Source organism: Amycolatopsis nigrescens CSC17Ta-90 (assembly GCF_000384315.1).
In the GTDB taxonomy this organism is placed as follows: Bacteria; Actinomycetota; Actinomycetes; order Mycobacteriales; family Pseudonocardiaceae; genus Amycolatopsis; species Amycolatopsis nigrescens.
Window position 1 is genome coordinate 2,661,411 of the sequence record NZ_ARVW01000001.1, and the last position, 18,690, is coordinate 2,680,100.

Sequence of the window (18,690 nt, forward strand, 5' to 3'; positions counted from 1 at the left end):
GCCACTGTGTTGGTTTTTTGAAACCACGCTGCTGCCGGACGCAAACGACCCTAGCGACCAGCGGAGAAGTCGGGGACTCCGCACCCGGTGAACTCGGTCACCGTGCGCGGTCGGGCCGTGCTTCCACGCTGTGAGACGCCGCACGGAGCACCCAATCGGTGACCAGCTCCGGGTCCGGCGCGGACGGGAAGCTCATCGCGAAGGGGCTCTCCGGGTCCGCGGCACCGAAGCCGAAGACCGGCAAGCCGGGCAGCCGGTCGACGACCGCGGCGGCCAGGTCGTGCTCGTCCACCGCGACCCCGAGCACGTCCGGGTCCTCCTGGTCCACGATGCCGGCCAGTTGCTCGACGGTCCGCAACCGTCCCGCGTAGACGACCTCTACTCCCGCATCGCGCAGGTTCCGGCCGAGCGGCACGCCGTCGCCGGTGTCCATCAGCTCGGCGAGCACCACCCGGACCAGCGCACGGCTCATGCCGCACTCCGGGCGGGCCGGGCGGCGAGCACGGCGGCGATCAGCAGGGCCAGCACCGAACCGAGCGCTAGCCACCAGCCGGTGGCCGGGCCCGCGCCGTCGATCATGCCGCCGGCCAGCGGCAGCTCCACCAGCCGCAACCCGGTCACCACGGCGGCGCCGAGCAGCAGGGCCACCGCGGCGGGCGGGCGGCTGCGGGGGGTCAGCGCGATGGCGCCGAGCACCGTGCACAGGGCCAGCAGCAGGCCCCAGGACGGGGTGCCGAAGTTCGTCAGCAACGTGGGCGCGACGTAGTCCGGCGCGGCGATCGACGGCACACCGAACGCACCCGCCGCGAGGATCCCGGCCGCGACCAGCGGAGTCAGCACATTCGGCCCGGGGACCGCGCCGTCCTCTTCGGCGTCTTCCCGTTCGACCATGCCGGCCACCACCGAGCAGCAGGCGGTGGCCGCCGCGAACGCCAAGGCCAGCGCCGCCCACAGGGCACCGGAGCCCGCGGTGAACGCGGGGCCCAGCTCGGTGGCCTTGACCACGGTGTCCAGTACTGCGGCGCCGGCCAGCGGCACCCCCGCCCAGCAGACGGACATCGCGGGCCGCACCACCGAGGCCAGGCCGGGCACCAGCAGCGCTACCCCGAGCACGCCGACCACCAGGCCGGCGGCCAGCAGGAGCCAGCGCGCCGGGCTCTGCGGCCCCGCAGTACCGCCGGCCGCGACCACCTGCGGAGCGAGCGCACCGGCCAGGGCGGCGACCGCGGTCAGCAACCCGAGCAGGCCGGTGACCAGGCGCAGGCGCCGCTGTCCCGGCATGACCGCCTCGGTTCCGTCCCTGGATCCGTCCCCAGATTCGTGACTGCCATTCGCCATCGCATCCGCACGTGCATCCGCGGGACGGAAAGCCAGCGCCGCGAGCGCCACGGCACCGGCGAGCGTGAGCACCGGCCCCGTGGACAGCGACAGATCAGGCACCAGCAGACCGGACAGCAGGTTCGGCAGGGCCACCACCACCGCGGCGACGGCGGCACCGAGCAGGCCGCCTTTGGCCAGGCCCGGCGTCGCCGAGCTGGCGGACAAAGCCGCGACGACCGGGAGCGCACAGGCCATCAGCAGGTAGCCGGCCAGCGTGAACGCGGGAGCCTCGAACACGCTCACCGACAGCAGATAGGCATCCGTCGAGCCGAAGGGCGCCATGGTCAGCCCGAACCCGGCCAGTACGCCGGCCACCACCGCGACCAGCACCCGGCCGCGGGTCCCCGGTTCCGCGGCGGCACCGGACTCGCCGGGGTCGGCATTGCTCTGCACCGCCTGCACGGCCAGCACCCCGGCCAGTACCGCGCAAAGCTCGCCGGCCAACGTCAGCCAGAGGCCGGCGGCGGCAGGGCTCTGGCCGAGGCTCACCGGGCGGTGCAGCTCGGGACGCGCAGCCGCCGAGGCGTCGAACAGGAACTGGAGGTCGAGCACGATCCGGCCGACCGCCACGGCCGCCGTCCCGGCCAGCACCCCGGCCGCGGCAGGCCGCTGGCCGCGCAGCGCCAACCCGGCCACCACGGCGATCGGCAGCACGGCGAGCAGGATGAGCACCGGCGCACTGGCGAAGCCGGGTGCCGCCCCGGCGATCGCCGGGAACAGCGCTCCCGCCGCCGACAACACGGCGGCGGCCCCGCCCAAGGCGAAGGCGGCGGTCAGTTTCGGCGCCGGCGACCCCAGCTCCTCGGTGTCCAGCGTTCGCGGATCGGACCGTGACGGTTCCTCCGAGGAGGAACGGGTGCGCGCAGTCATTGGACGAGGACGCTAGCAAGTACCCGGAATCCGCTCATGACACCGCTCAGCACGACGGCCGGCCGGCACTCTGCGTGACCGGCTGCCGAGAGGGCCGGATTGTTCGCCGATAACGGAGCACGGGGGTGGATTGTAGTAACCCAAGTCACATCTAACGGAGTAATTCCCTGTCTACTTTGGGTCATCACTACAGCTAGAAGGCATACGCGTGCTCCACGTTCGGCCGACACGCGGCCGACACCTTGCCCAGAACGGATCCCCTTCGTTACTGTCCCCCGGTCCCCATTACAGTCAGGTCACGAAGCGGACATCGAGCAACCACCCCCGAGGTTGTTCACCGGGATCCCCCGCCCGGGTCCGAGATCTGACTCCCCGAGTACGGAAGGCCCTGTCTTGGCTCGACACCGCTCCCCCGGCGGCCAAGCTCCTTCCCCGGCTCTCGAAGACGCACTGGACGGTGCCGTCATTCGCGTCCGGGGCTCGCACCGCATCCCCGCTCCCCCGTCCGCCCTGCGCGGCCGGGTCGTGGTCGCTGCGGTCGCGGCCGGCGCTTTCGCCGCCGCCGCGGCAGGCCAGACCCTCAACTCCGTTACTTCCGAGGACGCTCACAGCGGTGTGACTCCACTGGCGAGCGCGCGTGACGCGAGTGCGGCGATCGGTGTCGGCGTCGGCGTAGGTGGCGACGCACCCGCAGGCGCCCCGGAACTGCTGCCCGCGGCCCGCAACAGCGACGCCTCCGCCGAAGTGCAGAAGCTGACGGACAGCGCGCAGGTCACCCAGGCCCGCGAAGAGCGCGAGGAAGCGGCCGCGAAGAAGGCGGCCGAAGAAGCCGCCCGCCCCAAGGTCGTCATTCCCGCCGAAGGCACCTTCACCTCCGGTTTCGGCGCCCGGTGGGGCACCAGCCACCTCGGGATCGACATCGCCAACTCGATCGGCACCCCGATCGTCGCCGCCGCCGATGGCACCGTGCTCGAGGCCGGCCCGGCCAGCGGTTTCGGCCTGTGGGTCCGCGTCCAGCTTTCGGACGGCACGATCCACGTCTACGGCCACATGAACAGCTTCTCGGTGAAGGCCGGCCAGAAGGTCAAGGCAGGCCAGCAGATTGCCGAGATCGGCAACCGCGGCCAGTCCACCGGCCCGCACCTGCACTTCGAGGTGTGGACCTCGGCCGGCAAGAAGATCGATCCCCGTCCCTGGCTGGCCGCGCGCGGCGTCAAGGTCTGATCGGTCCCCGCGAACCACCCCCTTCACCAGGCGGACGCCTAAGGACATAGGCGACCGCCACCTGCCAGACACTGCACAACTCGCGCGTCGAGCGAGTGCGCCGGCACAGGACACACCTGCCGTCCGGGTCCTGCTCGTGCCTGCTCAGCAGGACCCGCCATGCCGCGGCGAGCACCGCGGCGTCCTCCACATCCCGCGTGGACGAGCCCCCGCTCGCCGCCGCTTTCCCCGTGATGTCGGCCAGTCTTTGCAGTACCCCGTCTCGGACGAACCGAAACCACCACTCCGCCACACCGCCTACCCCCGTCCCGGGGAGCCGGCGTAGCCAGCTTACCCCATTGGTCGAACGTTTGTTCGACCTTTTATAGCGGTGGGGTCTGACAGTTTTCGGTGGGCCGGGGTGGAGCGGCCGGAATCCGCCTGCCGTCGTGCCATACCGCGAACACCGTCGAGGACGGCCGCTCCGGGGGCACTCGTGAAGTCGGACCCGCACGCGATCGCGCTCCGGGTGTTGGAGCACCAGCCGGCCCGTGCGGCGGCCTCAGCGGCGAACTCGGCGTCGGTCAGCTGGAGGTCGTGCCGGGCAGCGCTACAGCTTCACCATCGGCACGCTGCCGATCAGCATCAGCCGCACCTTCCCGGCCGCACCGAAGTCGATGGTCGCGGTGGCCCGCGGCCCGGTGCCGTCGCAGGCGACCACGGTGCCCAGCCCGTACTTGTCGTGGCTGACCCGGTCGCCGACGTCCACCTTCAGCGCGACGGTTTCCTTCCAGCCCTTGAACGAAGGGGTCCCCAGTCGACCGCCGGCCAGGCCGGTCTGCGCGGGGTCGGACCCGAAACCGGACGACCGCCTGCCCCAGGTGGTCGCGGCCCGCGGCGAACCCGATGAGGAGCCGAACCCGGCGGACTTCGGCTCCTCGCGGCGCCAGTCGACCAGCTCGGCCGGGATCTCGTCGAAGAATCGGGAGGCCGGATTGTTCATCGGCTGTCCCCAGGCGGACCGCACGATCGCCCTGGACAGGTACAGCCGCTGCCTCGCCCTGGTGATCGCCACGTAGGCCAGCCGCCGTTCCTCGGCCAGCTCCGCGGGCTCCCCCAGCGCGCGCATGTGCGGGAAGATGCCGTCCTCCCAGCCGGTGCAGAACACCACCGGGTACTCCAGGCCCTTCGCCGTGTGCACGGTCATCAGCGTGACCACGCCGGAGTCGGACTCGTCACCGCCACCGTCCGCGGCCGGGATCGAGTCCGCGTCGGCAACCAGGGAGACCCGCTCCAGGAACGCGGGCAGCGAACCGGGCTCCGGCACCCCGGCCGCGACCGGGTCCACGACCTCATCGGTCCCGTCGGCTGCGTCTGCCTCGGCCGCGGCACCGGCCATCTCGGCGGTGAACTCGGTGAACTCCCTGGCCACGGTGACCAGTTCGGTCAGGTTCTCCACCCTGGACGCGTCCTGCGGGTCGTCGGAGTCCTCCAGTTCGGCGCGGTAGCCGGTGCGCTCCTGCACCGCCTCCAGCACGTCCGCCACCTCGTCGCCCCGCTCGACCAGCTCCAGCAGTTCGTCCCATAGCGTGACGAAACCGGTGATCGCCTTGGCCGAGCGCGGGTTCAGCAGCGGCACCTTGCCCTCGACGGCGGCGCGCAGCGCGGCCGCGAACGAGATCCGCTCGCGCTCGGCGTGCGCGGCCAGCACGGCCTCCGCCCGGTCGCCGATCCCGCGCTTGGGCACGTTCAGGATCCGGCGCAGGCTGACCGTGTCCTCCGGGTTGGCCAGCACCCGCAAGTAGGCCAGCATGTCCCGGACCTCGCGACGCTCGTAGAAGCGGACGCCACCGACCACCTTGTAGGGCAGGCCGAGCCGGATGAAGATCTCCTCGAACACCCGCGACTGGTTGTTCGTCCGGTAGAAGACGGCGACGTCGGAGTAGTTCGCGTCGCCCCCGTCGGCCAGCGCGTCGATCTCGCCCGCGACGAACGCGGCCTCGTCGTGCTCGTTGTCCGCGACGTAACCGACGATCTTCTCGCCGTCGCCGGAGTCCGTCCACAGCCGCTTGTCGCGACGGTTCGGGTTCCGCGAGATCACCGCGTTCGCCGCGGACAGGATGGTCTGCGTGGAGCGGTAGTTCTGCTCCAGCAAGATGGTGCGCGCGTCCGGGAAGTCCCGCTCGAACTCCTCGATGTTGCGGATGGTCGCGCCGCGGAAGGCATAGATCGACTGGTCCGCGTCACCGACGACGCACAGTTCCGCCGGCGCCACCCCGGACTCGCTGGTCTCGGTGCCGACCAGCTCGCGGACCAGGGTGTACTGCGCGTGGTTGGTGTCCTGGTACTCGTCGACCAGCACGTGCCGGAACCGGCGGCGATAGTGCTCCGCGACGTCCGGGAACGCCTGCAGCAGCTCCACCGTGCGCATGATCAGGTCGTCGAAGTCCATCGCGTTGGCCTGGTTGAGCCGGCGCTGGTACTCGGCGTAGACCTCGGCAACCCGGCGCTCGAGATCGTTGCCCGCCCTGGCCGCGGCCGTCTCGGCGTCCAGCAGCTCGTTCTTCAGGTTCGAGATGTGCACCGCGAGCGTGCGCGCCGGATACCGCTTGGCGTCCAGGTCCAGATCACGGGCGACCAGGGTGATCAGCCGCTTGGTGTCGTCGGAGTCGTAGATCGAGAAGCTGGACGACATCTCCAGCGTCTTCGCCTCCCGGCGCAGCAACCGCACGCACATGGAGTGGAAGGTGGACACCCACATCGCGTTCGACCGACGGCCGACCAGCTCGTTCACCCGGTCCCGCATCTCGGCGGCGGCCTTGTTGGTGAAGGTGATCGCCATGATCTGCCCCGGATGCACGTCCCGCTCGCCGAGCAGGTACGCGATCCGGCGGGTCAGCACCCTGGTCTTGCCGGACCCGGCACCGGCCACCACCAGCAACGGAGCACCCGCGTGGGTCACCGCTTCACGTTGCGCCGGGTTCAGATCAGCGAGCAGGTCGGCGTGCCGGCCGGACGGCGAACCAGCCTGGCCGGACTCGGGGGATTGCGGATGCAGATCGAAGAGGGTGTCCATCGGGGCTCCACGCTACTCGGGGGCACCGACGGGAAGGGCAGCGCTGTGCCATCCCCGCGCCATCCCCGCGCCATCCCCGCCTAGCCGCGGGTGGGATGAATACGACATCCGACGTAGACGCGAATGCCGCCCGGGGACCGATGCGGCCTCCGGGCACGGCGCGGACCATGGGGTTATGACAGCGTCGCCGTCGCCGTACACGATGCCCCCGATACCGGCCAGGATCCGCGCCTCGGACGCCGAGCGGGAACGAGTGGCCGCGCTCATCCAGAACGCCGTCACCGAAGGACGGCTGACCATTTCCGAGGTCGAGGAGCGGCTCACCGCGGTCTACGAGGTGAAGTACGTGGACGAGCTCTCCGCGCTCACCGCCGACCTGCCCCAGGAACGGCCGCAGCGCCGTCCGTCGTTCGTGCCGGCACCGGCGCTGCGCGTGCACGCCGCCATCGTGGTGCTGATCGGCATCCTGCTGGTTGTCCGCTGGTCGGTTTCCGGCGCGCCCTACTTCTGGCCCGTCGCACCGATGTTCTGGCTCGTGATGAGCCTCGTCGTGCACGCCAGGATCCGCCGCAGCCGCGCCATGCTCTGAACCACGCCCGGCGCGTTGTGACATACTAGGAACGTGCAGCACTCAGCGTTCCGATTTTTCTACGGGATCCGGACTCCGGCTCCCGTGGTCGCTTAGTGCCAGACACGCAACCACCGCCAGCCCCGGAGTCCACGGACCCGGGGCTTTCGTCGGCTCGGGGGCCACTGGGAATCCGGACCGAAGAAGAAGGTCCCCGATGAACGTCCCGATGAACGCTGATGCCAATGCCGAGTCCGCCGAGGTGGAGGACATCGGCGCGCTGCGCGAAGAGATCGACTGGCTGGACGCGGAGATTCTCCGGCTGATCAAACGCCGGGTGGAGGTGTCCAGGACGATCGGCGCCGCCAGGATGGCCGCCGGCGGCACCAGAATCGTCTACAACCGGGAGATGGACGTGCTCGCGCGCTACCGCGACCTCGGCCCGGACGGCAGGCAGCTCGCGATGGCGCTGCTGAACCTCGGGCGCGGCAGGCTCGGCCGCTGAGCGCACGCCGCGACCGGCGGGAAACCCCAATCTCAGGGTGATCCCTCAGGCCGGAGGCACCGGCGGCCAGGCACACTGGTGTCATGGAGTTCATCATCAACGTGATCGCCGTCGTGGTCGCGATCGCGAGCGTGCTGGTCGCGCTCGGCCATGCCGGTTACCTGGCCATGCTGAGCAGCGCCGCGAACAAGCGGGCGGGTGGCGCCCCGATCGCGCAGTACGTGCGTTCGCGCTGGGCGGTGGCCGGTGGCACCACGGCCGTGTCCCTGCTCGCGTGGCTGTTCACGGCCGGTAGCACGGTCCCGGACATCCTGGCCATCATCCTCGCGGCCGGCAGCGGCGCGGTGGCGACCAAGGCGCTGCAGTCCACCCAGGCCAAGTACCGCAGCGGCGGCTGAGCGGACCACCGAACCCGGGTGGCACGGCGGTGACCAGGCCTTCGGTTCCGCGCTGCCCGGAAACGCACGCATAGCAGACTTGATCTTGGCGCCTGGCTATTTGCCGCCGCCCGTCCGAGTGATATCGCGGACCCGCGCCACGAATTCGCCAGATGCCTCTTACTCTTGACGCGTGAGGACTCTCGCGCCTCGGCCGGGCTACGGCCGCCTACAGTGCTCGGCAGGTAGCCGTGCGCGTGCAGCGGGGCGTGCAGATTCCCGGTCTTTCGCTCGTCCGATCGGCTTAACCGGCCGCGGATTCGCGTCAGCCGCCGTGCGAGGGAGGGTCCACCCAGCATGAACGGCGGAGCGCACTCCACTGATCACCTGTCCGCACAGCGCGGAAGACACCGGCTTCAGACCGGGATGAGCACCTGGACGCCCCAGGTGCCGCCGCGGCCCGAGCACCATCGGCACCGGCTGGACGAAGACCTGCTCGACCCGCCGGTCACCGGGTCGCTGCCGGTTTCCCAACTCCTCGACCAGCACACGCGCGACACCAGAGCCGACGGCGAGCGCAACGGCGCCGATCTCGGCAGCCGGTCCGGCTACCTGTCCTCCAGCGGCAGGCTGCCGGTGCCCCGGGCACCGCACGCGGCCCTGCGTCCCCTCGCCCCGGAACAGGCCCGGCCGGAACAGGAGCCGCCCGGTGCCGGCCGGGACGAAGCGACCGTGCGCACCGCGCCGGTCGGCGCGGACCCGAAGAAACCCTTGCGCCGCACCAAAGTGAGCCTCAAACCGCCGCCGCCCCGCCGCGACGATGACGACGACGTCCGGATCTACGTGGCACCGCCGGTGGACGGGCTCGGCACCTTCGATCTCGGCAGCGTGCCGGCCTCGGTCACGCCGCCGCGGAGCTGGCGGAAGGCGGCCTGGTTCGCGACGGCCTCCTCCGGCGGCGTCGTGGTCGCCCTGCTCTGCGCCGGATCGCTGCTGGTCGGCAAGCCGGAGAACACCAACCAGCAGGCGGTCAGCTGGCCCGGCCTGCAGGGCGTGCAGCCCACCCTGGAGGGCGAGTCGCTGGCCGACTCGAACAGCGTCACCCCCGGCCTCTCCGACAACACTTCGCACCCCGGCGGCGATTCGTCTTCGGCGGAAGGCCTCACCGGGCCGCGCGCCGGCACATCGCGGGCCTCCAGCACCGCGCGACCGAGTTCCCCCTCGGACCAGCCGACCTCCAGCACCGGTTCCGAAGTAGTCGTGCCGCCCGCGCCGCCAACCACCGAAAAGCCGGTGAAGCCGGCGCCGACCGCGGCGCCCTACGACGAGGAAGACCCGCGCTACCTGCAGTATCCGGTGAACCAGCCGTCCACCCTGGCCGCCCAGTCCCAGAAGTTCCTGGACACGGTCACCGAGGACCCGGCCGCCGCGCACTCGATGACCACCGGGCCGCTGCAGGAGCAGGGCGCCAACGGGCTGGCCGGCAAGTACTCCGGGGTGGCGTACTACGAGGTCAAGCACGTCGACGTGCGCCAGTACACCGACGAGGGCGTCACGGTCTGCACGGTGAAGGCCGTGCACGACGACGGCAGCACCACCACCGAGCGGCACACACTGACCTTCGGCCAGAACGCCAAGATCCGCGACGACGGTAAGTAGTCGCCACCGTTCACCGCCTCGAATGGCCTAGCCAGGCCGCATCGGGCACCGTTCGCCGAACCAGCACGGCAGTCCGGCGACGAACACTGGCCGGTAACGCCAGGACAGGGTTCGCTGATTAATACGGGGTCCGACCTGGCTGTGATCCACAGCCAGCCAAGTTGCACCACGACCGCGGCCGGCAGGCCGTGCGTCGGTACCGAAGAAGAGGCGATGAAGGCCGTGCACGATCGGCAACGCACTCGGCAGCAGCCGGCTGCGGTCCGGGTCGAGGACCTCATTTCCGCGGAGATCCTGGCCGACGAGCTGGTGGACCGCGAACATCTCGAGCGCGTCTTCCAAGATCCGCAGCACTACCTGCCACCACCGAGAACGCGGGAGCCACGGGCCAAGGCGCGGCCGGAGCCGAGCCCGGAACCCGAGCGTCCACTGGCGAGGCGGGCCAAGCTGGCCGGGCTCCTGCTGGCCGCCGCGGTGCTCATCGGCTCGGTCGCCGCCGCCGCCGTCCTGACCAACCGGCAGCGGGACCGGCCACCGGCCGCCGAGCCGGGCAAACCGCAGATCACCGGCGCCGTCGCGCTGGGCGGGTTCGCGGCGCCCGGCCGCAAGGACGACGCCGGGCACGAAGCCAACGACGCGGCGGCCGCCGGTACGTCGCCCTCCGGTGGCGGCGACCACGCGGCCACGACCACCACGCCCACCCCCACCAGCAGCAGCTCGCCGCCGGGCACCAGCCGACCGCCCGACACCAGGTACGACGCCGGCCGGTCGAGCAGCAGCGCGGACAAGGTAGCCGCGGTGCGCGGGTTCTACTCGCTGGTGGACACCGACCCGTTCCGCGCGCTCGCGCTGCTGGACCCGCTGCTCGCCGGCGAACAGCCCGGCGACCTGGTCCGGTCGTGGGGTGCGATGGACTCCGTCGAAGTGGAACAGGCGCAGGTGCAGCCGGACGGCTCGGTGCGCGCGGTGGTCACCATGCGGCAGCCGGACGGCAGCAGGCTGCGGATCACCCAGTTGCTGCGGCTGGCCGAAGGCACGGCCGATAAGATCGTCCAGGCTTGGTTGCTTTCCGCTGAGCAGTTCTGACCGGACTGTGGTCGGCGGCACCCGGAGGCAACGTCCGACCCCTCCCGAAGCGTGCCAAGTTTGTGTGCGCAGAGTGAGCACCTAGCCTGGTCACGAGTCGGTCTCGGTAAAGCCGGCACACAGACCACGATATGTGCATACGCTCCAGGCACACGGGTGCGCGCCGCCACCGGCGCCGTCCGTGCCCTGTAAACGGAGCCCCGAAGGAGGTCGCGTGAGCGACGAGGGCCGCCTGGTCGCCGGCCGGTACCGCGTGATCAAGCGGATCGGCACCGGCGCCATGGGCGCCGTTTGGCAGGCACAGGACGAGATCCTGCACCGCACGGTCGCGATCAAGCAGCTGCTGCTGCAGCCGGGACTCGAGGAGAACGAGGCCGAGGACGCCCGGCAGCGCACCATGCGCGAAGGCCGGATCGCCGCCAGGCTGCACCACCCGAACGCGATCACCGTGTTCGACGTGGTCACCGACGACAACGGCCAGCCCTGCCTGATCATGGAGTACCTGCAGTCCACCAGCCTCGCGGCGGAGCTGCAGGCACGGAAGACGCTGCCGCCGATCGAGGTCGCCAGAATCGGCGCGCAGGTGGCCGCCGCGCTCAAGGAGGCGCACGCGGTCGGCATCGTGCACCGCGACATCAAGCCGGGCAACATCCTGCTCACGTCGGTCGGCCTGGTGAAGATCACCGACTTCGGCATCTCCCGCGCCAAGGACGACGTCACGGTCACCAAGACCGGCATGATCGCCGGCACGCCCGCCTACCTGGCCCCGGAGGTCGCCATCGGCGGCGACCCCGGCCCGGAGTCGGACATCTTCTCCCTCGGCTCCACGCTGTACGCGGCCTGCGAAGGCCAGCCGCCGTTCGGCCTGAGCGAGAACACGCTCGGCCTGCTGCACGCGGTTGCGGCTGGCCAGATCAACCCACCGCGGCAGTCCGGCCCGCTGGCCAGCGTGCTCGCGGTGCTGCTGCACCCGGACGTCAACCACCGCCCGACCGCGGAGGAGTCCGAGGAACTGCTGGACGCCGTGGCCAGGGGCGAGACGCCGCTGGGTGGGCCGGACGACGAAACACGCTTCTCGCCGTCGGCCGGCGGGCTGCTCGGCGCCGGTGCCGCGGGCGCGGCACTCGGCGCGGCAGCCGCATCCGGTCCCGGCACCCGCTCCTTCGACGGTGACGTGGTGCCGGCCGGGCACTCGGGCACCCTGGGCGAGGGGACCCAGGTCGGCAACTTCTACGACGAGCCGGAGGACGGCTACGCCGAGGGCACCGGCTATCCCGAGGACGACTACGACCGCGGCCCGGCCGCGACCAAGGCGGTCCCGCTGGCCGGTGCCGCGCGTGGCCCGGACGACTACGGCGACTACGACGGTTACGACGAGCCGCCGCGGGGCCGGGGCGGCGAATACGAGGACGAGCCGCGCGGCAACTGGAAGAAGCCGGCGCTGATCGGCGGCATCGTGCTGGTCGCGCTGGTGGCCTTCGGGGTGTGGATCTTCTCCCCGAAGAGCCAGCCTGCCGGTGACCAGCAGCCGCTGCCGCCGCCCCCGGCGAGCAGTTCCGCGCCGAGCACGCCGACGTCGACCCCGGAACCCTCGACCACGGTGGAGAGCCCGAGCGACGACCCCACATCCAAGTCCAGGCCCTCGTCGAGCAGGCGGACCTCGGACCGGCCTGAGCCGCCACCGAACACCAGCTCGTCGAAGCCGCCGACGAAGACCACGTCGTCGACCAAGTCGACCACATCCGACCCACCGGACAGCTCGAGTCCTCCGCCTTCTTCCAACTGACCGACGCCCCCGAACGAGAGGCAGATTTGGGTACCGAGGGCGAACTCGTCGCCGGCCGCTACCGGCTGGATCAGCCGATCGGTCGCGGACGTGCCGGAATCGTGTGGCTCGCGTACGACATCAAGCTGAACCGCACGGTCGCGGCGAAACGGATGTACGTCCCGCCGGGGCTCGACCCGGCGCGCGCCGAGCAGGCCAGGGCGATCGCCTTCCAGGAGGGTCAGGACGCGACCAGGGTGGTGCACGGCTGCGTGATCACCGTGCACGAGGCGGTGCTCGACGGCGGCCAGCCGTGGCTGGTGATGGAGTACGTGCCGTCCAGGAACATGGCCGACTTCCTCGGCGAGCACGGCCAGCTGACCCCGGAGCAGGCTTCCTTTCTCGGCATCCAGCTCGCGACGGCGCTGACCGCGGCGCACAACGCCGGGCTGGCGCATCGCTCGGTGGAGCCTGGCAACGTGCTGCTGGCCGACGACGGCGGGGTGAAGGTGACCGATTTCGGCATCTCGGGCGCCGGCGCCAGTCCGGCGTACCGGGCGCCGGAGGTGGCCCGTGGCCAGCGGGCCGGCTCGGCGTCGGACGCCTTCTCCCTCGGCGCGACCTTGTACACCGCGGTCGAGGGGGTGCCGCCGTTCGGCGAGCAGGGCACCGGCGAGCTGCGTTCCCCGCAGCGAGCCGGCGCGCTCACCGGCGCGCTGCTCAAGCTGCTGCGGGCGGATCCGACCGCCCGGCCGACCATGGCCGACACGATCGCTTCGCTGCAGGCCATCACCCAGGGCAGGCAGAGCGCGTTCATCCCGCCCACCGCGCCCGTCATGCCGACCATCCCGGCGATGCCGCGGCCGCCGCTGGTTCAGCAGCCGCCGCCGGCACCGCGGCCGTCCAGGGCGCCGATGGACGTCATCCGCTCGTCACCCAAGCTGCGCATGTGGATCCTGACCGTGCTCGCGATCCTCACCGCCGCCGCGATCGGCATCGGCATCGCCGAATTGCTGTTCGTTTAGCCGGCGAAACGCGCATGGCGGCTAGTCCAGCGAGGCGCGCATGGCGGCCAGGAGGTGCCGCACCGCGGGCTGGTCACGGGCATGGGCGGCGACCGCGGCGTGGATCGCGCGCAACGGCTCCGGCCTGCGCAGCCGCCGGATCTGCACCCCTGGCGGCGGCGAGCCGAGTCCGAGCGCCGGGATCAGCGCCACCCCGAGACCGGCGGCCACGAAGCCCTGCGCGGTCTGGTAATCCTCCGACTCCACCACGAAGTTCGGCGTGAACCCGGCCGCCGCGCAGGCGTCCAGCATGATGTCCCGGCACGGCCCCGGCGGCCATTCGTTGCCGACCCAGGGTTCCTCTGCCAGCTCGGCGAGGTCGACCACCCGCTTGGCCTCCAGCGGATGCCCCTTGGGCAGCACCAACCGGTACGGGTCGTCCACCAGGTGCACCAGCGAGACGTTCTTGGCCAGCGGCTCCCGCCGCGGCAGCACCACGATGGCCACATCGGCGCGGCCGCACTCCACCTCGGGCAGCGGGTCTCCCGGCTCGATCAGCTTGAGGTCGAGCCGGACCCTGGGGAACTCGCGGCGCAGCGCGGCCACCGCGGGCGGCACCAGCCGGGCGCCGGCGGTGGCGAAGTAGCGGATCGCGAGCCTGCCGCCGCGGCCGTCCTTGAGCTCGTTCAGCGCGGCCTCCGCCTTGGCCAGCTGTTCGCTGACCGTCTCGGCGTGCTCGGACAGCAGGGTGCCCGCCGGCGTGGGGCGTACCCCGCGACCGACTCGTTCCAGCAGGGCCGTCCCCGCTTCACGCTCCAATGTGGACAGCTGCTGGCTGATCGCGGACGGGGTGTAGCCGAGGTTGCGGGCGGCCGCGGTGATCGAGCCGCTGATGATCACCGCGCGTAGCACCTGCATTCGCCGTACGTCGAGCATCCAGCCATCTTACAGTTTTGCTAAACGGTTACTGCAGTTTATTTCGCTTGTCGTGATGCCTCGCGGTGGACAGCCTGGACACGGAACGAGGGGAGGTCCGCGTGGCCGACGGCGGAGAAAGCACCGGTGGCTCGGTGGTGCGAGCAGAGCTGAGAGTACTGCTGCAGATGGGCGCGCTGGCCCTGATGTGGGGCTCCAGCTTCTTCTGGATCAAGCTCGGCCTGAACGCGTTCACCCCGGTGCAGCTGGTGCTGGTCAGGCTGGTGCTCGGCGCCGCGGTGCTGACCCTGATCTGCTACACCCAGCGCGACCGGCTGCCGTCCCAGCGCCGCGTCTGGCTGCACCTCGGGGTGGCCGCGCTGTTCCACAACGCCATCCCGTTCCTACTCTTCGCCATCGGCGAGCAGACCGTCGACTCCGGCATCACCGGGGTGCTGAACTCGACCACCCCGCTGTGGGCGCTGCTCGCCGCGGTGCTGTTCGGCCTCGACCGCAGGCTCAGCGGCCCCCGGCTGCTGGGACTGCTCGTCGGACTGGCCGGCATCCTGCTGATCTTCGCGCCGTGGCAGGCGTCCGGCCTGCTGAGCTGGGGTGCGCTGGCCTGCCTCGCGGCCGCCGCCAGCTACGGGTTCGTGTTCGTCTACGAGGGCCGGTTCCTCTCCGGCACCGGCGTCTCCCCGGTCGCGCTGGCCGCCGCGCAGATGATCACCGCCAGCGGCATGGTGCTGTTCGTGCTGCCCGCCGGCGGACTCACCCCGGTGCGGCTCGACGTCGGCGCGGTGATCGCGATGGTGATCCTCGGCGTGTTCTCCACCGGCATTGCCTTCGCGATGAACTACCGGCTACTCGCCACCGAGGGCGCGGTGGCCACCTCGACCGTGGGCTACCTGCTCCCGGTGGTGTCGGTACTGCTCGGCACCCTGTTCCTGAACGAGCAGCTCAACCTGCGAGTGGTCGCCGGGATGGCGGTCGTGCTCGCCGGGGTGGCGCTGACCAGGGTTCGCCGGGTGAAGGCCGCAGCGGCACCGGAACCCGCCGAAGCCTGTCAGCCCGCGCGGTGAGGCGAGGCCGCGGAGTCCCGCACGTTCAGCGCCTGGTGCGTGACCCCCAGCATCAGCAGCAGGAAAACGGCCGCCCCGATGCCGAGGCCGGCGGCCGCGGTGCCCAGGCTGACCAGGTAGACGATCAGCCCGAGCACGGTCGCGACGCCGAGCAGGTTCGCCACATGCGCGGCGGCGAGGGCCGGCTTCGGCAGCTCACGGATGTCCAGCACGTCCTCCGCGGAGGCACGCCAGCCGTCCTGGATGCCGAAGAACGCGACGACCGCGGCGGCGACCGCGCAGGCCGCGGCCCAACTCTGGTCCGGGGTGCCGGTGTCCGACTCCAGCACCCAGCGCAGCACCGCGCCGGCGGGCCCGGGGAAGCTCTCCCCCGAGCGGTAGCCGATGAGCAGCCCGGCCAGCACCACGAACAGCGCCGCGCAGACGTGCCCGACCAGGTAGCGGACGGCAACCTCCACCGGTGGCGAGCTGAACATGCGCACCAACATCCGCAGCGCGAGCAGGACCGTGAGCAGCGCCTGGAACCCGGCGCCGGCACCGAACACGTGCAGCACCAGCAGGTAGCCGCACGGGCCGAGCAGGGCGAGCACGCAGGCGCCGCGGATCAGGATCGAGTGGCCGCGCTCGCCCGCGTACCTGGCCAGCTCGGTGACCACCAGCATCGCCACCAGGCCGAGCCAGGGGGTGACGTCGTTGCCGGCCGCGGCCGGGTCCACCAGGTAGGTGCAGCTCTCCCCGGCCGGCGGCAGCTGCGGATCGCAGACCGGCAGCGCACCGTCACCGACCCGCCGTCCCTGCTGGAAGAGGAAGCAGGTGAGCGCAGCGAAGAACAGCGCGCCCGCCGCTGCGGGCGCCGAGTTCGGTCGTTTCGAGCTCACCGCGTTTCCCCTCCACGACGACCGTGGATGCGTTCTCCCCGGCCACAGCCTAGGCGATGAACGACGGTTGAACCGTGCCCGCTGCCGACCCAAACCGAACGAGCCCCGCCGGCCCGCGCGACGTTTAGCCCGCTAACTGCAGGTCGCGGCGGTCAGACGAGGCGGCGGTCGGACGCCCAGCGAGAGAGCTCGTACCGGTTCGAGAGCTGGGTCTTGCGCAGCACGCTCGACACGTGCGTCTCCACCGTCTTCACCGAGATGAACAGCTCGGACGCGATCTCCTTGTAGGCGTACCCGCGCGCGAGCAGCCGCAGCACGTCCCGTTCACGCGGGGTGAGCAGGTCGAGCTCGGGGTCGCTGATCGGCGCCGAACCGGGCCGGTCGGCGAACGCGTCCAGCACGAACCCGGCCAGCCGCGGCGAGAACACCGCGTCGCCATCGGCGACCCGGACCACCGCCTGCGCCAGCTCCTTCGGCGGGATGGTCTTGGTGACGTACCCGCGGGCCCCCGCCCGGATCACCGCGATCACGTCCTCCGCCGCGTCCGAGACCGACAGCGCCAGGAACACCACGTCCGGCAGCTCGGGCCGGACCCGGCGCAGCACTTCGGCTCCCCCGCCGTCGGGCATGTGCACGTCCAGCAGCACCACCTGCGGCTTTGCCCTGGCTATCCCGGCCACCGCGTCGGCCACCGAGCCCGCTTCACCGACCACCTGCACCTCGTGCGTGACCGAGTCGAGCTCGGCGCGCACCCCGGCCCGGAACAGGGCGTGGTCGTCCACCAGGAAGACCTTGACCGGCTCCCGGACCTGCTCCTGCTGTGTCATGCCTGTCCTGCCCTCTCCGGGAAAGTTCGCCTGCCGGGGTCACGCTGCTCCTCGCGTCCTGACCGGCATCTCCAACTGCACCTCGGTGCCCTCGCCCGGCGCGGTACGCACCCGGCAGCTGCCACCGTTGCGCTCCATCCTGCCTCTGATGGAGTCCGCCAGGCCATGCCGGTCCGCCGGAACCACCTCCGGATCGAACCCCTTGCCGCGGTCGCGCACGAACACCGTCACCGCGGTCGGCTCGGCTTCGGCGTACACGCTGACCTCTTCCACCCCGGCGTGCTTGGCCGCGTTCACGATCGCCTCCCTGGCGGCCTGCACCAGCGCGGTCAGCGACTCGTCCAGTTCCACGTCGCCGACCACGACCTGCCCGACCGAGATCGCGAAGGTGTCCTCGACCTCGCCGCAGGCCGCCGCGAGCGCCGCGGAGAGCCGGCCACCGGTGACGGTCTCGCCTTCGCGGTCCGGCTTACCGTAGCCGGAAGGCCCGTACAACCAGCCGCGCAGCTCGCGTTCCTGGCCGCGGGCCAGCCGTGCGACCTCGCGGGGAGCCTCGGCCTGCTTCTGGATCAGCGCCAGCGTCTGCAGCACCGAGTCGTGCAGGTGCGCGGCGATCTCCGCGCGCTCCTCGGTGCGGATCCTGGCCCGGCGCTCCTCGCCGAGGTCACGCACCATGCGCAGCCAGAACGGCACGGTCAGCACCGCCACCCCGACCAGCGTGGCCAGCACCGCGATCAGCGCGAACTGGACCTGGTCGAAACTGCCGCTGCGCAGCACCACCACGCCGATACCGGTCATCACCAGCGCGACCCCGGCCAGCACCCGCAGCGCCGCGGACCAGCCGCCACCGCCGACCACCACCCCGGCCACGCCGCCCTTGGCGCCGTCGCGCCAGCGCCTGCGCTGCGACTCGTCGGCCTCGCGCCAGACCACCGCGGCACCGATCAGCGCCACCGCCAGCGGGACCGCGACCCAGCCGCTGATCACCCCGGTGAGCGTGCCGCTGCCAACCGCGAGCCCGACCCCGAGCGCGACCAGCCCGAACGCCTGCTGGCGTTCCTTGGGGGCGGCCGTCTTCTGCTTTTCCTCCAGTTCGTCCGGCTGCTGCGGGACGAAGACCCAGAGCAGGCCGTAGCCGAGCAGCCCGGCACCACCGAAGGCGGCGAGCAGTGCGAACGCCGCCCGCACCCACAGCAGTTTCACGCCGAGGTGATCCGCCAGCCCGCTGGCCACCCCGGCCAGCGCGCGCCCGGACCGCCGCCGGTACATCTTCGGCGGGCCGTCGGTCTTGGCGAGCACACCGGTGTCGGCCGGCGTGGTCACGCCGGCGGCAGTTTCCGCGGTGGGCGCCGACGAGCCGGCCGACACCTTCGGCGCGGTTTCGGCATGGGCCTGGTCTTGCATGAACTCCATGGTCACACGTGCCGAGCGCGGAATCATCAGGGAAACCCCTGAGCGCGGCCGTGCGCAAACCTCAGGGACGTTCCCCGATGTT

At 71.4% G+C, this 18,690-nt stretch carries 16 protein-coding genes; 9 read left to right on the forward strand and 7 right to left on the reverse strand.

Annotated features, from left to right (window positions below):
- Positions 1 to 97: 97 nt before the first annotated feature.
- Both AMYNI_RS0112340 and AMYNI_RS44415 read right to left on the reverse strand, forming a co-directional pair.
- Entirely contained in the window at positions 98 to 472 is a 375-nt protein-coding gene (locus AMYNI_RS0112340) for a hypothetical protein (RefSeq protein ID WP_020668328.1), read from the reverse strand.
- Positions 469 to 2,250, reverse strand: coding sequence for a hypothetical protein (locus tag AMYNI_RS44415; protein ID WP_020668329.1), 1,782 nt, complete (start codon positions 2,248 to 2,250; stop codon positions 469 to 471). Before AMYNI_RS44415 ends, AMYNI_RS0112340 begins: the two co-directional genes overlap by 4 nt.
- 393 nt (positions 2,251 to 2,643) lie before the next feature.
- Here AMYNI_RS44415 and AMYNI_RS0112350 point away from each other — a divergent pair, with 393 nt between their 5' ends.
- Positions 2,644 to 3,474, forward strand: coding sequence for a M23 family metallopeptidase (locus AMYNI_RS0112350; RefSeq protein ID WP_211225487.1), 831 nt, complete (start codon positions 2,644 to 2,646; stop codon positions 3,472 to 3,474).
- A gap of 589 nt (positions 3,475 to 4,063) precedes the next feature.
- Here the strand turns inward: AMYNI_RS0112350 and pcrA are convergent.
- Positions 4,064 to 6,529 (reverse strand): DNA helicase PcrA, encoded by a 2,466-nt coding sequence (gene pcrA / locus AMYNI_RS0112355; protein ID WP_020668331.1) that lies wholly within the window; start codon positions 6,527 to 6,529, stop codon positions 4,064 to 4,066.
- Positions 6,530 to 6,704: 175 nt separating this feature from the next.
- Between pcrA and AMYNI_RS0112360 the strand changes: the two genes are divergently transcribed.
- The 7 genes from AMYNI_RS0112360 (at position 6,705) to AMYNI_RS0112390 (ending at position 13,514) form a co-directional block, all read left to right on the forward strand.
- A complete protein-coding gene (locus AMYNI_RS0112360) occupies positions 6,705 to 7,118 on the forward strand; it encodes a DUF1707 SHOCT-like domain-containing protein (RefSeq protein WP_245573919.1) in 414 nt (137 codons plus the stop codon).
- A gap of 196 nt (positions 7,119 to 7,314) precedes the next feature.
- On the forward strand, positions 7,315 to 7,602 hold the full coding sequence (locus AMYNI_RS0112365; protein WP_020668333.1) for a chorismate mutase: 288 nt from the start codon (positions 7,315 to 7,317) through the stop codon (positions 7,600 to 7,602).
- Between the two features lie 83 nt (positions 7,603 to 7,685).
- The gene (locus AMYNI_RS0112370; RefSeq protein WP_020668334.1) at positions 7,686 to 8,000 is read left to right on the forward strand and encodes a hypothetical protein; all 315 of its coding nucleotides are present in this window, start codon (positions 7,686 to 7,688) and stop codon (positions 7,998 to 8,000) included.
- Between the two features lie 336 nt (positions 8,001 to 8,336).
- Entirely contained in the window at positions 8,337 to 9,638 is a 1,302-nt protein-coding gene (locus AMYNI_RS44420) for a hypothetical protein (protein ID WP_157357336.1), read from the forward strand.
- A gap of 213 nt (positions 9,639 to 9,851) precedes the next feature.
- Positions 9,852 to 10,724: a hypothetical protein gene (locus AMYNI_RS0112380; RefSeq protein WP_051116310.1), complete on the forward strand. Its 873-nt coding sequence runs from the start codon at positions 9,852 to 9,854 to the stop codon at positions 10,722 to 10,724.
- Positions 10,725 to 10,938: 214 nt separating this feature from the next.
- A complete protein-coding gene (locus AMYNI_RS0112385; protein WP_020668335.1) occupies positions 10,939 to 12,510 on the forward strand; it encodes a serine/threonine-protein kinase in 1,572 nt (523 codons plus the stop codon).
- Positions 12,511 to 12,536: 26 nt separating this feature from the next.
- A complete protein-coding gene (locus tag AMYNI_RS0112390; protein ID WP_020668336.1) occupies positions 12,537 to 13,514 on the forward strand; it encodes a serine/threonine-protein kinase in 978 nt (325 codons plus the stop codon).
- A 21-nt stretch (positions 13,515 to 13,535) separates the two neighbouring features.
- Here AMYNI_RS0112390 and AMYNI_RS0112395 read toward each other — a convergent pair whose 3' ends face one another.
- Entirely contained in the window at positions 13,536 to 14,429 is an 894-nt protein-coding gene (locus tag AMYNI_RS0112395; RefSeq protein ID WP_026360368.1) for a LysR family transcriptional regulator, read from the reverse strand.
- A 101-nt stretch (positions 14,430 to 14,530) separates the two neighbouring features.
- On the opposite strand from AMYNI_RS0112395, the gene AMYNI_RS0112400 reads away from it, so the two are divergent.
- Entirely contained in the window at positions 14,531 to 15,490 is a 960-nt protein-coding gene (locus AMYNI_RS0112400; protein WP_020668338.1) for a DMT family transporter, read from the forward strand.
- On the opposite strand, the gene AMYNI_RS0112405 is transcribed toward AMYNI_RS0112400, so the two are convergent.
- From AMYNI_RS0112405 to AMYNI_RS0112415, 3 genes are all read right to left on the reverse strand, one after another.
- The gene (locus AMYNI_RS0112405; protein WP_020668339.1) at positions 15,475 to 16,368 is read right to left on the reverse strand and encodes a hypothetical protein; all 894 of its coding nucleotides are present in this window, start codon (positions 16,366 to 16,368) and stop codon (positions 15,475 to 15,477) included. The genes AMYNI_RS0112400 and AMYNI_RS0112405 overlap by 16 nt on opposite strands.
- Positions 16,369 to 16,520: 152 nt before the next feature.
- Entirely contained in the window at positions 16,521 to 17,195 is a 675-nt protein-coding gene (locus AMYNI_RS0112410; protein ID WP_020668340.1) for a response regulator, read from the reverse strand.
- Positions 17,196 to 17,234: 39 nt separating this feature from the next.
- Positions 17,235 to 18,599: a PspC domain-containing protein gene (locus AMYNI_RS0112415; protein WP_157357956.1), complete on the reverse strand. Its 1,365-nt coding sequence runs from the start codon at positions 18,597 to 18,599 to the stop codon at positions 17,235 to 17,237.
- Positions 18,600 to 18,690 lie beyond the last annotated feature (91 nt).

Bases quoted from the DNA above. Each gene is read 5' to 3' on its own strand.
- AMYNI_RS0112340 (WP_020668328.1), bottom strand. From the start codon at position 472: ATGAGCCGTGCGCTGGTCCGGGTGGTGCTCGCCGAGCTGATGGACACC.
- AMYNI_RS0112365 (WP_020668333.1), top strand. From the start codon at position 7,315: ATGAACGTCCCGATGAACGCTGATGCCAATGCCGAGTCCGCCGAGGTG.
- AMYNI_RS0112395 (WP_026360368.1), bottom strand. From the start codon at position 14,429: ATGCTCGACGTACGGCGAATGCAGGTGCTACGCGCGGTGATCATCAGC.
- AMYNI_RS0112360 (WP_245573919.1), top strand. From the start codon at position 6,705: ATGACAGCGTCGCCGTCGCCGTACACGATGCCCCCGATACCGGCCAGG.
- pcrA (WP_020668331.1), bottom strand. From the start codon at position 6,529: ATGGACACCCTCTTCGATCTGCATCCGCAATCCCCCGAGTCCGGCCAG.
- AMYNI_RS0112415 (WP_157357956.1), bottom strand. From the start codon at position 18,599: ATGCAAGACCAGGCCCATGCCGAAACCGCGCCGAAGGTGTCGGCCGGC.
- AMYNI_RS0112410 (WP_020668340.1), bottom strand. From the start codon at position 17,195: ATGACACAGCAGGAGCAGGTCCGGGAGCCGGTCAAGGTCTTCCTGGTG.
- AMYNI_RS0112380 (WP_051116310.1), top strand. From the start codon at position 9,852: ATGAAGGCCGTGCACGATCGGCAACGCACTCGGCAGCAGCCGGCTGCG.
- AMYNI_RS44420 (WP_157357336.1), top strand. From the start codon at position 8,337: ATGAACGGCGGAGCGCACTCCACTGATCACCTGTCCGCACAGCGCGGA.
- AMYNI_RS44415 (WP_020668329.1), bottom strand. From the start codon at position 2,250: ATGACTGCGCGCACCCGTTCCTCCTCGGAGGAACCGTCACGGTCCGAT.
- AMYNI_RS0112370 (WP_020668334.1), top strand. From the start codon at position 7,686: ATGGAGTTCATCATCAACGTGATCGCCGTCGTGGTCGCGATCGCGAGC.